Annotated in this window: 16 protein-coding genes; 8 read left to right on the forward strand and 8 right to left on the reverse strand. The window is 75.0% G+C overall.

The window, feature by feature from the left end; genetic code table 11:
- Positions 1-21 precede the first annotated feature (21 nt).
- Positions 22-1,389, forward strand: a complete 1,368-nt coding sequence (locus DC008_RS07330; RefSeq protein WP_108706244.1) for a CoA transferase — start codon at positions 22-24, stop codon at positions 1,387-1,389.
- A gap of 96 nt (positions 1,390-1,485) precedes the next feature.
- Positions 1,486-2,484, forward strand: coding sequence for a CopD family protein (locus DC008_RS07335; RefSeq protein ID WP_108710596.1), 999 nt, complete (start codon positions 1,486-1,488; stop codon positions 2,482-2,484).
- A 4-nt stretch (positions 2,485-2,488) separates the two neighbouring features.
- Here the strand turns inward: DC008_RS07335 and DC008_RS07340 are convergent, their stop codons facing one another.
- Positions 2,489-3,532 carry a zinc-dependent alcohol dehydrogenase family protein gene (locus DC008_RS07340; protein ID WP_108706245.1) on the reverse strand — a complete coding sequence of 348 codons (1,044 nt, stop codon included), beginning with the start codon at positions 3,530-3,532 and terminating at the stop codon, positions 2,489-2,491.
- 194 nt (positions 3,533-3,726) lie between these two features.
- Entirely contained in the window at positions 3,727-4,437 is a 711-nt protein-coding gene (locus DC008_RS07345) for a VIT1/CCC1 transporter family protein (protein WP_108706246.1), read from the reverse strand.
- A 183-nt stretch (positions 4,438-4,620) separates the two neighbouring features.
- On the opposite strand from DC008_RS07345, the gene DC008_RS07350 reads away from it, so the two are divergent.
- The 5 genes from DC008_RS07350 to DC008_RS07370 all read left to right on the forward strand — a co-directional run bounded on the left by DC008_RS07350 (position 4,621) and on the right by DC008_RS07370 (position 9,409).
- Positions 4,621-5,610, forward strand: coding sequence for a DEDDh family exonuclease (locus DC008_RS07350; protein ID WP_108706247.1), 990 nt, complete (start codon positions 4,621-4,623; stop codon positions 5,608-5,610).
- 79 nt (positions 5,611-5,689) lie between these two features.
- A complete protein-coding gene (locus tag DC008_RS07355; RefSeq protein ID WP_079033591.1) occupies positions 5,690-5,923 on the forward strand; it encodes a hypothetical protein in 234 nt (77 codons plus the stop codon).
- Between the two features lie 49 nt (positions 5,924-5,972).
- The gene (locus DC008_RS07360; protein WP_108706248.1) at positions 5,973-6,776 is read left to right on the forward strand and encodes an SURF1 family cytochrome oxidase biogenesis protein; all 804 of its coding nucleotides are present in this window, start codon (positions 5,973-5,975) and stop codon (positions 6,774-6,776) included.
- Between the two features lie 84 nt (positions 6,777-6,860).
- Positions 6,861-8,648, forward strand: coding sequence for a glycoside hydrolase family 15 protein (locus DC008_RS07365; RefSeq protein WP_108706249.1), 1,788 nt, complete (start codon positions 6,861-6,863; stop codon positions 8,646-8,648).
- A gap of 5 nt (positions 8,649-8,653) precedes the next feature.
- The gene (locus tag DC008_RS07370) at positions 8,654-9,409 is read left to right on the forward strand and encodes an SDR family oxidoreductase (RefSeq protein WP_108706250.1); all 756 of its coding nucleotides are present in this window, start codon (positions 8,654-8,656) and stop codon (positions 9,407-9,409) included.
- 21 nt (positions 9,410-9,430) lie between these two features.
- On the opposite strand, the gene amaP is transcribed toward DC008_RS07370, so the two are convergent.
- The 5 genes from amaP to DC008_RS07395 are packed head-to-tail and all read right to left on the reverse strand — an operon-like array spanning position 9,431 to position 11,738.
- Positions 9,431-10,018 (reverse strand): alkaline shock response membrane anchor protein AmaP, encoded by a 588-nt coding sequence (gene amaP, locus DC008_RS07375; protein WP_055621358.1) that lies wholly within the window; start codon positions 10,016-10,018, stop codon positions 9,431-9,433.
- A complete protein-coding gene (locus DC008_RS07380; RefSeq protein WP_108706251.1) occupies positions 10,015-10,683 on the reverse strand; it encodes a DUF6286 domain-containing protein in 669 nt (222 codons plus the stop codon). The genes amaP and DC008_RS07380 overlap by 4 nt, the downstream gene beginning before the upstream one ends.
- The gene (locus DC008_RS07385) at positions 10,680-11,063 is read right to left on the reverse strand and encodes an Asp23/Gls24 family envelope stress response protein (protein ID WP_108706252.1); all 384 of its coding nucleotides are present in this window, start codon (positions 11,061-11,063) and stop codon (positions 10,680-10,682) included. Before DC008_RS07385 ends, DC008_RS07380 begins: the two co-directional genes overlap by 4 nt.
- A complete protein-coding gene (locus DC008_RS07390; RefSeq protein ID WP_086866747.1) occupies positions 11,060-11,245 on the reverse strand; it encodes a hypothetical protein in 186 nt (61 codons plus the stop codon). Before DC008_RS07390 ends, DC008_RS07385 begins: the two co-directional genes overlap by 4 nt.
- Before the next feature lie 49 nt (positions 11,246-11,294).
- The gene (locus DC008_RS07395) at positions 11,295-11,738 is read right to left on the reverse strand and encodes an Asp23/Gls24 family envelope stress response protein (RefSeq protein WP_108706253.1); all 444 of its coding nucleotides are present in this window, start codon (positions 11,736-11,738) and stop codon (positions 11,295-11,297) included.
- Positions 11,739-11,825: 87 nt separating this feature from the next.
- Between DC008_RS07395 and DC008_RS07400 the strand changes: the two genes are divergently transcribed.
- Positions 11,826-12,545 carry a nucleopolyhedrovirus P10 family protein gene (locus DC008_RS07400; protein ID WP_108706254.1) on the forward strand — a complete coding sequence of 240 codons (720 nt, stop codon included), beginning with the start codon at positions 11,826-11,828 and terminating at the stop codon, positions 12,543-12,545.
- A gap of 12 nt (positions 12,546-12,557) precedes the next feature.
- Here the strand turns inward: DC008_RS07400 and DC008_RS07405 are convergent, their stop codons facing one another.
- Positions 12,558-13,361: an enoyl-CoA hydratase/isomerase family protein gene (locus DC008_RS07405; protein ID WP_108706255.1), complete on the reverse strand. Its 804-nt coding sequence runs from the start codon at positions 13,359-13,361 to the stop codon at positions 12,558-12,560.
- Between the last annotated feature and the right edge of the window lie 123 nt (positions 13,362-13,484).

Genomic DNA, 13,484 nt, shown 5'->3' on the forward strand with positions numbered 1-13,484 from the left:
TCAAGGGTGCATAGTGCGGTCATGACCGCACTGGAATCCGCCTGGTCGGCGGTGGGCGGCGACGCCGCCCTGCTCGGACAGGTGTCACCCGTGGTGCGGGAGGGCGCGCTCGTCGCGCGCCTTCCCGTGCGGGAGGCGGCGCGCGCCTGCGTGGGGGCGTGCGCCCTGGCCGCCGCGGAGGCGGGCGCCCGGCGTGCCGGTCTCGCCGAGGTGCCCCGGGTCCGGCTGGACGACGGGGCGGTCGCCACGGCGTTCGTGAGCGAGCGGCACTTGCTGGTGGACGGGCGCGCGCCCGTCTGGTTCGCGCCGCTGTCCCGGTTCTGGCAGGCCGCCGACGGCTGGGTGCGCACCCACGCGAACTATCCGCACCACCGCGCCGCCCTGCTGGCCGCCCTGGAGGTGCCCCGGGAGGACCCGGACGCCGTGGCGGCGGCCGTCGCCGAACGGCCCGCGCGCGAGGTGGAGGACACCGTGTACGCCGCCGGCGGTCTCGCGGTGGCGCTGCGCACGCCCGGGGAGTGGGCGGCGCACGAGCAGGCGGCTCAGGTCGCCCGGCGCCCCCTGGTCGTCCGGGAGCGGACGGCCCCGGCACGCGCGCGTGCCCTCCCGTCGCTCGACGGCACTCCCCTGCTGCCCGCCGCCGGGGTACGGGTCCTGGATCTGACCCGGGTCATCGCGGGGCCGGTCGCGACCCGCACCCTCGCCCTGCTCGGCGCCGACGTCCTGCGCCTGGACCCGCCCCGGCTGCCCGAACTGGCCGACCAGCACACCGACACGGGCTTCGGCAAGCGCTCGGCGCTGCTGGACGCGGCCGTGGACCGGCGCGCCTTCGAGGAGTTGCTGACGGCGGCGGACGTGGTGGTCACCGGGTACCGGCCGGGCGCCCTGGACCGGCTCGGGCTTTCGGCGCGGGCGCTGGCCGAGCGGCGGCCAGGACTGATCGTGGCGGAGCTGTCGGCGTGGGGCGCCTACGGGCCCTGGGGCGGGCGGCGCGGCTTCGACAGCCTCGTCCAGGTCGCCACCGGCGTCGCGGTGACGGAGGGTTCGGCCGAACGGCCCGGCGCCCTGCCCGCGCAGGCCCTCGACCACGGCACGGGCTATCTCCTGGCGGCGGCCGTCCTGCGCGCGCTGACCGAGCGGAGCGAGGACGGCCACGGGTCCCGTGTCGAGGTGTCCCTGGCGCGTACGGCGCACTGGCTGACCCAGGAGGTCGCACCGGGCCCGGCGGGGGACGCGGTGTACGACGCCCCGGACGCCTGGCTCGCCGAGCGGGACAGCGCGCTGGGCCGGCTGCGGTACGCCCTGCCGCCGGTCTCCTTCGAGGGCGGCCCGCGCGACTGGGCGCGGCCCCCGGGGGTGTGGGGCGCGGACCCGGCGACCTGGAGGTGAGCACGGCGGCGGAACGACCCACCGCCAGTTCTTTTCCGGCACTTGTGCGTCTCTGCGCTGCTTTGTGAAGATCTCGAGGTGACGTCGACGAGATCCCTGCCCGGTGCGCCCGGTGTCCCCGAGGGGAGCGAGCCCGGGTCCCGCCCCGGTGTGGGCCGGGCGGTCGCCGTGCTGGTTCTGGTGGCCGCCGCCGCATGCGTCCCGTTGCTCGGGCCGTCGGCCGCGCTGCGGGGGACCGGTGAGGCCGCCGCGCCGGGCACGGCCGGGATCGGGCTGCTGCGCACGGTGCTGTTCGCCGCGCTGTGCGTCCCACTGGGCGAGCTGTTCGTACGGCGGCTGGTGCGGTCGGTGCCGGGGGCCCCGGCGGCGCTGCCCCGCGGCTGGGCGCCGTACGCCGCCGCCGTCGGGTTCGTCGCCGCGCTCGGGCTGGCCTCGGTGGTGTCCACGGGCAATCTGGTGCCGCACAGCCTCGCCGACCTCGACGTGGGCGGGCTGTACGCCACGCGTGACGGCAAGCTGGCGCTGCTGGAGGTCAACGCGTTCGTGGTGGCCGGGCTGTGCGCGCTGTCGGGCCGGCCCGGCAGCCAGGTGTGGCCGCTGGGCGCGCTGGTGGTCGCGGAGGCGCTGCGCGCCCATCCCACCACCGAGTACGACCCGTTGCTCGGCTCCGCGCTGACGCTGGTCCATCTGACCTGCGCCTCGCTGTGGGTGGGCGGGCTGCTGTACGTCCTGCGGACCCTGCGCGGCTGGGGTGCCCTGGAGGCGGGCGCGGCCCTGCTCGGCCTCTACGCGCGCGTGGCGGCGGCGCTGCTGGCCGCCCTGACGGCCACCGGGGTGGCCAGCTCGCTGCGCCGGATGCCGGCGGACACGATCCTGACGCAGCTGACGGACACGGCGTACGGGCGGGCTCTGCTGGCGAAGGTGATCCTGATGGTGGCCGTCGCCGGGCTGGCGCTGTGGGCCCGGATCCGGTTGCGCCGGGCCGCCGATCCGCTGACGGCATGCACGCCCGCGCGCGCCGAGGTCGTCGCGCTGGCCGGCGTCGTCGCGCTGTCGGGGCTGCTGACGGCGCTGCCGGTGCCGATCCGCTGGTGAGGCGTCAGGGCGTGACCATGACCTTGAGGGCGGTGCGCTCGTCCATCGCCCGGTAGCCGTCCGGGACCTCCTCCAGGCCGACGGTCCGGTCGAAGACGGGCGACGGGTCGATCGTGCCGTCCAGCACGTCGGGCAGCAGCTCCGGGATGTAGGTCCGCACCGGGGCGACACCGCCGCGCAGCGCGATGTTGCCGTCGAACATGACGCCGAGGTCGAGGCCGGTGCCGCTGCCGTGCGGGACGCCGACGAACCCGATGGCGCCGCCGTCCCGGGCGGCACCGAGGGCCGTACGCATGGACTGCTCGGTCCCGACGGCCTCCACGACGGCGTGCGCGCCCTGGCCGCGGGTGAGTTCGCGGACGGCCTCGACGGCGGCCTCACCGCGTTCGGCGACCACGTCGGTGGCGCCGAAGCGGCGGGCGATGTCGGTGCGGCCCGGGTGCCGGCCGAGGGCGATGATGCGTTCGGCGCCGAGCCGCCGGGCGGCGAGCACCGCGCACAGGCCGACGGCGCCGTCCCCGACGACGGCGACCGTGGCGCCCGGCCGGGCGCCCGCGCCGAGGGCGGCGTGATGGCCGGTGCCGAGGACGTCGGACAGGGTCAGCAGCGCGGCGAGCAGCCGGTCGTCGGAGGCCGCGTCCCCGGGCAGCCGCACGAGGGTGGCGTCGGCGAACGGCACCCGGACGGCCTCGCCCTGGCCGCCGTCGGAGCCCTCGGAGCCCCAGAAGCCGCCGTGCTCGCAGGACGTCGTCAGGCCCTCACGGCAGTAGTCGCAGACGCCGTCGGACCACATGAAGGGGGCGACGACGAGGTCGCCGCGCCGCAGCCCGCTCACGTCGGCGCCGGTCTCCTCGACGAGACCGAGGAACTCGTGGCCGATCCGCTGCCCCGGCTTGCGGGCCGACTCGCCCCGATAGGCCCACAGGTCGCTGCCGCAGATGCAGGCGCGCAGCACCCGTACGACGGCGTCCGTGGGGTGCTGGACGGCGGCGTCGGGCACGCTCTCGACCCGCATGTCGAAGGGGGCGTGGATCGTGGTGGCTCGCATGCGGGGGTCCTTCTCGTGGGCGTCCGTGCGCCCGGGGTGCGCGGGCGCGCCTCTCACGGTACGTCCGGGCAGGGGGGCGGCGCGCTTCGGGGAGCCGTGGCCGGGGCAGGGGCGGCGCGCTTCGGGGAGCCGCGGTCTGGGCAGGGGCGGCGCGCTTCGGGGAGCCGTCGGGGGCCCGGCCCCGCCCGACGGGCCTACACCCCCGCCACGTCCAGCGCGCTGCCCGCCGCATAGGTGACGCCCATGGCCAGCGCCCCGCCCGCCATCGTGCGCAGGACCGCGCGGCCGGTGGCGGCGGCGCCGAGGCGGGCGCTGCTCCAGCCGGTCAGGGCGAGGGCGGTCAGGACGGAGGCCACGGTGACGGCCAGCCGGGTGTCGGCCGGGGGCAGCACCATCGCGAGCAGCGGCAGCAGCGCCCCGGCGGTGAACGCCAGGAAGCTCGCCCACGCCGCGTGCCAGGGGTTGGTCAGCGCGTCCGGGTCGATGCCGAGCTCCACGCGCGCGTGTGCCCGCAGCGCGTCCCGCTCCGTCAGCTGGACGGCGGCCTCGTGGGCCACCTCGCGCGACAGCCCTCTGCGCCGCAGGAGTTCCGCCAGCTCCTCCAGTTCGGCCTGCGGACGCTCCCTCAACTCGCGCCGCTCGTGGGCCAGCGCGGCCCGCTCCGAGTCGCGCTGGGTGGAGACCGACACGTACTCCCCCGCCGCCATGGACACCGACCCGGCGAGCAGCCCGGCCAGGCCCGCGGTGAGCAGGGCGGACCGGGTGTCGGTCGCGCCGGCCACGCCGACGACGAGGCCGGCCGTCGACACGATGCCGTCGTTGGCGCCGAGGACGGCCGCGCGCAGCCAGTTCAACCGCTCCCCCAGGGCGCCTTCGTGGACCTGGTCGCGCTTCGGTTCGGTCATATGGGGAGGATCGCACCGCCGGGGACATCGGGGACGTACCGACGCTCCCGCGCCCCGATGCTCCGCAACACCGCGCGTCGGCCGCCCGATTGGCGCCCAGGTGTTCGGCGGGCCCGAACGGACGGGCGGGGCCGGGCACCTGACGGCCGGACCTGTCGGTCCCGGCCCGTATCCTCAGTGACCATGCTCGAAGACCCGACGACCACAGCGTCCTCCCCGACTGCGTGGCCGGCCGCGTATCCGCAGGGATACGCGGTCGTTGACGTGGAGACCACAGGCCTCGCCCGGGACGACCGGATCATCTCCGCGGCCGTCTACCGGCTGGACGCGCTGGGCGAGGTCGAGGACCACTGGTACACGCTGGTCAATCCGGAGCGGGACCCGGGCCCGGTCTGGATCCACGGTCTGACGAGCGAGGCCCTCGAGGGCGCCCCCCTCTTCGCGGACATAGCCGAGGAGTTCGCGGCCCGGCTCGACGGACGGGTGCTCGTCGCGCACAACGCCGTCTTCGACTGGCAGATGATCGCCCGGGAGTACGCGCGCGCCGAGCGGCAGGCGCCGGTGCGGCAGCGGCTGTGCACCATCGCGCTCTCCAAGGAGCTGGGCCTGCCCCTGCCCAACCACAAGCTGGCCACGCTGGCCGCGCACTTCGGTGTCGTACAGCGGCGGGCGCACCACGCGCTGGACGACGCGCGGGTGCTGGCGGAGGCGTTCCGGCCGAGCCTGCGGGCCGCGGCGGCGGGCATGGTCCGGCTGCCGCTGCAGGAGTGCCTGCCGCTGACCGAGTGGCGGGACTCGGCGCCCCGGATCGGCCGTCAGCCGGGCGGGGCCGGCGGCTACCGCCCGACCAGCTGGCGCCCGTCCCGCAAGCGGCCCGCCTGCCCCTACCCCAACCCGGGGCGCTATGTCGCGGGCGGTCGGCTGAAGCAGGGGATGCGGGTGGCGTTCTCGGGCGACACGTCCACCGAGCGGGATCTGCTGGAGGACCGGGCGGTGGACGCCGGGCTCCATGTGTCGACCAGTCTGTCCCGGCTGACCAGCCTGCTCGTCACGAACGACCCGGACTCGGGCACCTCGAAGGTGCTCAAGGCCCGCCAGTACGGGACGCCGGTCGTGGACGAGGCGGCGTTCGGGCAGCTTCTGGAGGACGTCGAACCGGCCACCCAGGGGTGACCGTACGGACGGGTGATTGACGCGCGACTCGCCCGGAGCGGTCTCGCCCCGGCCGCGGCGACGGCCCACCCTGTGGCGCATGGCGACATGTGAAGTGTGCGGAAACGACTACGGCATGACCTTCGAGGTGCACGCGCAGGGCGCGGTGCACGTCTTCGACTGCTTCTCCTGTGCGATCCACCGCATGGCCCCCATCTGCGAGCACTGTCGTGTGCAGATCATCGGGCAGGGGGTCGAGGTCGACGGCAACTGGTACTGCGGTGCCCACTGCGCCCGCGCCGAGGGAAAGGCGGGCATCGTCGACAAGGTGTGACCAGGTACCCGCGTGAAGACACCCCTCGACCGAGTTGTACGGTCGTGGGGTGTACCGCTTCCTGTTGTCCCGGCAGTGGGTGATCCTCACGCTGATCGCCCTGCTTCTCATCCCCACGATGATCGAGCTGGGCTTCTGGCAGATGCACCGCTACGAGGAGCGCCGCGCCCGCAACGACCTGGTGGCCGCCGCCCTCGAGGCGAAGCCGGTGCCGGTGGAGCGGCTGACCTCGCCGGGGCACACCGTCACCACCGGGCAGCGCTACCGGACCGTGACCGCCGTGGGCCGTTTCGACCCGGACCGCGAGGTGGTCGTCCGGCGGCGCGTCAGCTCGGACGACAAGGTCGGCTTCCACGTCCTGACCCCCTTCGTGCTGACCGACGGCCGGGTGCTGCTGGTCAACCGCGGCTGGATCCCCGCCGACGGCCCCAGCCAGACGGCCTTCCCGAAGATCCCCGCGCCGCCCGCCGGCCGGATCACCGTCACCGGCCGGCTGATGCCGGACGGGACGACCGAGGCCAGCGGCATCAAGAACCTCGAGGGCCTGCCCGAGCGGCAGGTCATGCTGATCGACAGCGCCCGGGAGGCCAAGCGCCTGGACGCCCGGGTCCTCGGCGGCTACATCGTGCAGACGGCGCCCGAGCCGAAGGGCGACAGCCCCGAGCCGATCGGCGCGCCGGGCGACGAGAACGCCGCGCTGAACTACGCGTACGCCCTCCAGTGGTGGCTGTTCGCCGCGGGCGTCCCGCTCGGCTGGTTCATCCTGGCCCGCCGCGAGGCCCGGGAGCGGGCGTCGGACGCGTCGGAGCCGGCCGAGACGGACCCCGTCGCCGTGACGACGCCGGCACCCTGACGGCGGCTGTGGCACCGGTCACTTCGGTCACTCCGTGTGCCTCCTCCTGATTGGCGGTGTGCACCCCGGGGAATCCGCACTTGCGTGCACCCCTGTATCGAGGACTACGCCCTGATCGGCGACGAGCAGACGGCTGCCCTGGTCGGCAGGGACGGTTCGGTCGACTGGCTGTGCCTGCCCCGCTTCGACTCGGCCGCCTGCTTCGCCAAGCTGCTCGGCGACGAGGACAACGGCCACTGGCGGATCGCGCCGAAGGGCGTCGACGGGCCCTGTACCCGCCGCGCCTACCGCCCGGACACCCTGGTGCTGGACACCGAGTGGGAGACCGCGGACGGCGCGATCCGGGTCACCGATCTGATGCCCCAGCGCGACGGGGCCCCCGACCTCGTACGGATCGTCGAGGGCCTGCGCGGCCGGGTCACCGTGCACAGCGCCCTGCGGCTGCGCTTCGACTACGGCGCCGTGATGCCGTGGGTGCGCGAGTCCCACGGGCACCGGGTGGCCGTCGCCGGCCCGGACTCGGTCTGGCTGCGCAGCGAACCCCAGGTGCACACCTGGGGCGAGGACTTCGGCACCCACGCCGAGTTCACGGTCGAGGAGGGGGAGAAGGTCGCGTTCGTCCTGACCTGGCACCCCTCGCACCGCCCGCGGCCCGCGCTGATCGACCCGTACGAGGCGCTGGAGGCCAGCGTACGCGACTGGCGCGCCTGGGCGGGGCAGTGCCGCTACGACGGCCCCTACCGCGACGCCGTGGTCCGCTCCCTGATCACCCTGAAGGCGCTCACCTACCGGCCCACCGGCGGGATCGTCGCCGCCGCCACGACCTCGCTGCCCGAGGAGCTGGGCGGGGTGCGCAACTGGGACTACCGCTACTGCTGGCTGCGCGACTCCACTCTCACCCTGAACGTCGGCCTGTCGGCGGGCTACCGGGAGGAGGCCGAGGCGTGGCGCGACTGGCTGCTGCGCGCGGTCGCCGGCGACCCGGCCGACCTGCAGATCATGTACGGCCTCGCGGGTGAGCGGCGGCTGCCCGAGTTCGAGGTGCCCTGGCTGTCCGGCTTCCGCGGCTCCGCGCCCGTCCGCATCGGCAACGAGGCGGTCAACCAGCTCCAGCTCGACGTGTACGGCGAGGTCATGGACACCCTCGCGCTGGCCCGGGAGGCCGGCCTGCCCACCGAGCCGCACATGTGGGCGATCCAGGTGGCCCTGGTGGAGTGGCTGCGCGCGCACTGGCAACAGCCCGACGAGGGGCTGTGGGAGGTGCGGGGCGGCCGCCGGCACTTCGTGCACTCCAAGGTGATGGTGTGGGTGGCCGCGGACCGGGCGGTGCGCACGCTGGAGCACAACCCGCAGCTCGACGGCGACCTGGAGGGCTGGCGCGCGTTCCGCGACGAGGTGCACCGGGAGGTGTGCGAGCGCGGCTACGACGCCGAGCGCAACACCTTCACCCAGTCCTACGGCTCCACGGAGCTGGACGCCGCCGTGCTGCTCATCCCCCGCGTCGGCTTCCTGCCGCCGGACGACCCCCGGGTCATCGGCACGATCGACGCGGTACGCGCCGAGCTCAGCCAGGACGGGATGCTGCGCCGCTACAGCACCGAGGGGCGGTCCGTCGACGGGCTGCCGGGCAGCGAGGGCGCGTTCGTCGCCTGCTCCTTCTGGCTGGCGGAGGCCCTGCACATGGCGGGCCGGACCAAGGAGGCGCGCGACCTGTTCGACCATCTGGTGGGGCTCGCCAACGACGTGGGCCTGCTGGCCGAGGAGTACGACCCGGTCGCCGGGCACCAGCTGGGCAACTTCCCGCAGGCCTTCAGCCATATCGGCCTGGTGAACACCGCCCTCGCCCTGTCCGGGGACGGCGGGGCAGGATAGGGGCCATGGATCTTGGACTGAAGGACCGGGTGTACGTCGTCACGGGTGCCACGCGCGGCCTGGGCAAGGCGACCGCGCGAGAACTCGTGGCCGACGGCGCGAAGGTCGTCCTGACCGGCCGGGACGAGGAACGGGCCGCCGCGGCGGCCGCCGAACTGGGGCCGGGCGCCGTCGGCGTGGCCGTCGACAACGCCGACCCGGGGGCCCCGGAGCGGCTCGTCGCCGCCGCGCGCGAGGCGTTCGGCCGCTTCGACGGCATCCTCGTGAGCGTCGGCGGCCCGCCCGCCGGGTTCGTCGCGGACAACACGGACGAGCAGTGGCAGGCCGCGTTCGAGTCGGTGTTCCTGGGCGCGGTCCGCCTCGCGCGCACGGCGGCGGCCGAACTCGACGAGGGCGGTGTCATCGGGTTCGTGCTGTCGGGCTCGGTGCACGAGCCGATCCCGGGGCTGACCATCTCCAACGGGCTGCGGCCGGGCCTCGCCGGGTTCGCCAAGTCCCTGTCGGACGAGCTGGGTCCGCGCGGCATCCGCGTGGTGGGGCTGCTGCCGGCGCGGATCGACACCGACCGGGTGCGGGAGCTGGACGGCCTGTCCGCCGACCCGGAGGCCACCCGGGCGGCGAACGAGTCGCGGATCCCGCTGCGCCGCTACGGCCGTCCGGAGGAGTTCGGCCGGGCGGCGGCGTTCCTGCTGTCCCCGGCGGCCTCCTATCTGACGGGTGTCATGCTGCCGGTGGACGGCGGTATGCGGCACGGCTTCTGAGCGCCGTACGGCCGCGGGGGCTCAACTGACGCGTTCCGCACCGTGCTTGACACCCCTGAGGCGGACCTCCGCGGGCAGGGACGCCAGGCCCGCCGAATTGCGGGCGTGCGCGAGGGCCCCCTCGGTGAACGTGTCGAGCGCCGCCCCGGGGTCCACGTGCGGTTCCAACCGGAGCCGTACCCGGGTCTCGGGCGCGGTGCGCCTGCCCCGCAGATGGACACGGGCGCGCTGCACCCCCTCCTGGGCGGCGGCCTCGGTCGCGAGGGCGTCCGCCAGGGCGCGGCCCCGCAGCAGCGCGCCCTCGCCGTCGCCGGTGTCGACGAGGACCTCGGTGAGGCGGCGCCGGCGAAGGTTCGCCGTCAGCCACCACAGGGCGAGCAGGACCAGCACCGCGAGGGCGGCGATGACGACCGGCCACCACCAGTCGTCGTCCCGCCAGCGGGTCCGCTCCGCGTCGCTGAGCAGCACGTCGTGCCGGTCGTCGTGGATCCACCAGGAGGGCGCGGGCGCGCCCAGCCCGACGGCGAACACCGAGCCGCCCAGCAGGAACAGCACGAGTCCGACGAGCCCGACGAGCACCCGGTTCACGGTCCTGAGCACGGCCCTCACCCCTTCCGTCCCGGTTTCCGCACCCGCACGGACAGCGCGGGCTTCCGGGACAGGCCCAGGCCTCGCACGGTCTCGGTGAGCGTGGCGTCCAGCTCGGCGCGCACCTCGTCCAGGTCGCGGAAGTGCGAGACGGCCCGGACCTCGGCCTTGCGGCGGCGCACCCGGACCCGTACGGACTGGACGCCCGAGACCTCCATCGCCCGGTCGCGCAGGACCAGCGCGGCGAGGTCACGGTGCAGCCCGGCGCGGACGTCGGCGTGGGTGCGCCGCATCGGCAGGACGGGCCGCAGTCCCGGGGTGGCCGCGAGGACGAGCAGCCACAGCCCGAGAACGGCGACCAGGCCCGCGCCGACCAGCACCCAGGTGTCGTCGAGGGGGCGGTGGGCCAGCTGGTCGGCCAGTTCCCGGCGCCAGCGCATGCCGGGCCGGCCGGCGCGCACGGAGACGATGTCGTACAGGAAGAAGCCGGCGACGACGAACACCGCCAGCGCGGTGAGCGCGGCGGGGATCCGGCGCGCCGACCAGAAGCGGCCCTCGCGACCGGCGGGGGCCGGGAGTTCGTAGTCGGCCGCCGACGACGACTGGCCGTAGTCGCCGGACCCGGTCGTCTTCTCCAGGACCGGCAGCCGCTCGGTGGCGCCGTCGGTCCCCTGGGACTCGGTCATCGCGTCCTCCCCTGGGCCGCGACACGCGCGGCCGCCGGGTGCAGCCGCTCGACGTGCACGGCGACCTCCGTCACCTCCATGCCCACCAACGCGCTTACCCGTTCGGCGACATGGCGACGCACGGCCGCGCAGCGCGCGCCGATGTCGGTGGGGTGGTCGAGCTCGACGTGGACCCGGGCGCGGACGGTGTCGTGGGCGACGACGACGTTGGCGTAGGGGCGTTCGGCGCCCGGGACCGGCGGCCCGACCGCCTCGCGGGCGCACTGGGAGGCGATCTTCGCGACGACCCGGTCGGCGATCCGCAGGGAGCCGCGCTCGCCGGGAGCGATCTCGGCCGGCGGTCTGCGGACCTCCGTCGCACCGCCGCTCACGGCCGTCACCGCCGCCGTTCGTCGCGGTGCCGGAAGAAGTCGCCGAGCTCCCAGTCCCCCTCCAGGAACCGGCCGACGGCGAACCCGACGGCACCCAGGGCCGCCACCAGCAAAAAGGCGCCGAATCCGCCGAAGTAACCGGCGAAGGCCAGTGCCATGCCGGCGATCATGCCGACCACGGCCATGCTCATCGTGCGCTCCTCAGCTTCTCGGCGCCTTCACGGACCCTGCCCCGGTGGCTCACTGGATGCGGCGCTCCGGTTCCTCTTCCTCGTCGTCCGGCAGCTTCACGTCGGTCACCGCGATGTTGACCTCCACGACCTCGAGGCCGGTCATCCGCTCCACCGCGTTGATCACGTTCTCGCGCACGTCACGGGCGACGTCGGCGATCGACACGCCGTACTCGACGACGATCTCCAGGTCGAGCGCGGCCTGCTTCTCACCGACCTCGGCCTTGACCCCGCGGGTGACCGACTTGTCCGTCCCGCCGCCGGGGACCCGGTCCCGCATCGCGCCGAAGGTCCGCGACAGGCCGCTGCCCATCGCGTGCACACCCTCCACGTCGCGGGTGGCCATTCCGGCGATCTTCTCCACGACACCATCGGCGATGGTGGTCCTGCCCCGGGCACCGGTGTCCGTGCCGCGCCCGGCCCCCTGGATCTTCTGCTCCGTCATCTCGGTCATGGCCGTCCGTCCCTTTCGGTCGTCGTCCCTCGACCACCGTAAGCATGGTTACGGGATACCGCGCCATGGATACGGCAGGCTGGAGGAATGACGACGGCGGATCGGTTGCAGCGGGCGGTGCGGCGCCAGACCGGACTCGGACGGCTGCTGCCGCTGGGCGGCGCGCGCGACGGCGCGTGGATCTTCGAGAGGGCGGCCGAGGCGGTGCTGCGGCGCGCGGCGGAGCCGGTGCGCGGTGCCCGGCTGGGCGCGCTGCGGATCGGGCCGGCCGGTCCGGGCGGCACCGCCGAGCCGGTCGTGCCGCCCCCGCCGAGCGCCCTGCCGCCGGGGCCGCTGCGGATCACGGCGGAGTGCGCGGCGGCCGGCGCCGAGCCGCTGCCGGTCACGGCGGACCGGCTGCGCGCGGCGCTGTCGGCCGCCTCGGATCACCTCGGTCTGACGGTGACCGAGGTCGATCTGCGGGTGACGGCCCTCTTCGACGAGGACGGCGGTGACAAAGGCCCGGCGTCCGCCCGGGCGTCCGAGCCGGTGCCCCCGGCGCGGCCCGCGAACCCCGACGAGGAGCGCGTCACGGCCGTCGCCCTGGCGGTGCCCGGGGTCACCGGGCTGACCGGCGCGCTGGGCCGTTCGGTGCACATCGAGACGCGGCAGAACGGAACGGCCCTGCCGCACCGGCATGTGCGTGTCGAGCTGGCGGTCGCGGCGGACCACCGGGCCGTCGAGGTGGCCCGGGAGGTGCGCGAGCGGGTGGGCCGGGCCCTCGCCGACCGGCCGACGGTGGCCGTGGTGGTCACCTCCGCCGGCTGATCCGCGCGCGGCTCACTCTCCGAGGCCGGCCAGGTCCCGCAGACGGCGGGCCTGCGCGGCCCGCTCGGCGCCGCGCTGCTCGTCGTAGGTGCGGTCGGTGGCGCCGCGCAGCAGCGCCTTGGTCTCCACGACGGCGTCCCGGGGCGCGGCGACGATCGCCCCGGCCAGATCCCGTACGGCGTCGTCGAGCTGGTCCGCGGGCACGGCGAGGTTGGCGAGCCCGCTGGTCACGGCCTCCTCGGCCGACACGAAGCGGCCCGTCACACAGATCTCCAGCGCACGGCCGTAGCCGACGAGCCCGACGAGCGGATGCGTGCCGGTCAGGTCGGGAACCAGCCCGAGGCTGGTCTCGCGCATGGCGAACTGCACGTCGTCGGCGACGACGCGCACGTCACAGGCGAGCGCGAGCTGGAAGCCCGCCCCGATGGCGTGTCCCTGCACGGCGGCGATGGACACCAGGTCGTTGCGCCGCCACCAGGTGAACGCCTCCTGGTAGCCCGCGATCGCGGCGTCGAGCTCGCCGTCGCTGCTGCGCGCGAGGTCGATGAAGGAGGGTTCGCCCTCGATCCCCTCGGGCGTGAACATGGCGCGGTCGAGCCCGGCGGAGAAGGACTGGCCCTCACCGCGCAGCACGACGACCCGCACGCTGCCCGGCAGGACGCGCCCGGCCTCGGCGAGCGTCCGCCACATGGCGGGGCTCTGCGCGTTGCGCTTGGCCGGGTTGGTCAGGGTCACCGTCGCGATCGCGCCGTCGACGGTGAGCCGGACGTTGTCCTTGTCGAGCAGGGGAGCGAGTTCCTGGTCGGGCGAAGCCATGGGGTGCCTCCGATGCGTGCGGTCAGCCTGCGGATGCCGAGATGAAGGCACCCACTAAGTGACTGCACAGTAACCACCCGGTCGATCCGGAGTCCCGCCGGGCCCCTCAAGGGCTCAGGGGAG

The sequence above is a fragment of the Streptomyces nigra genome, from assembly GCF_003074055.1.
GTDB classification, from domain to species: Bacteria; Actinomycetota; Actinomycetes; order Streptomycetales; family Streptomycetaceae; genus Streptomyces; species Streptomyces nigra.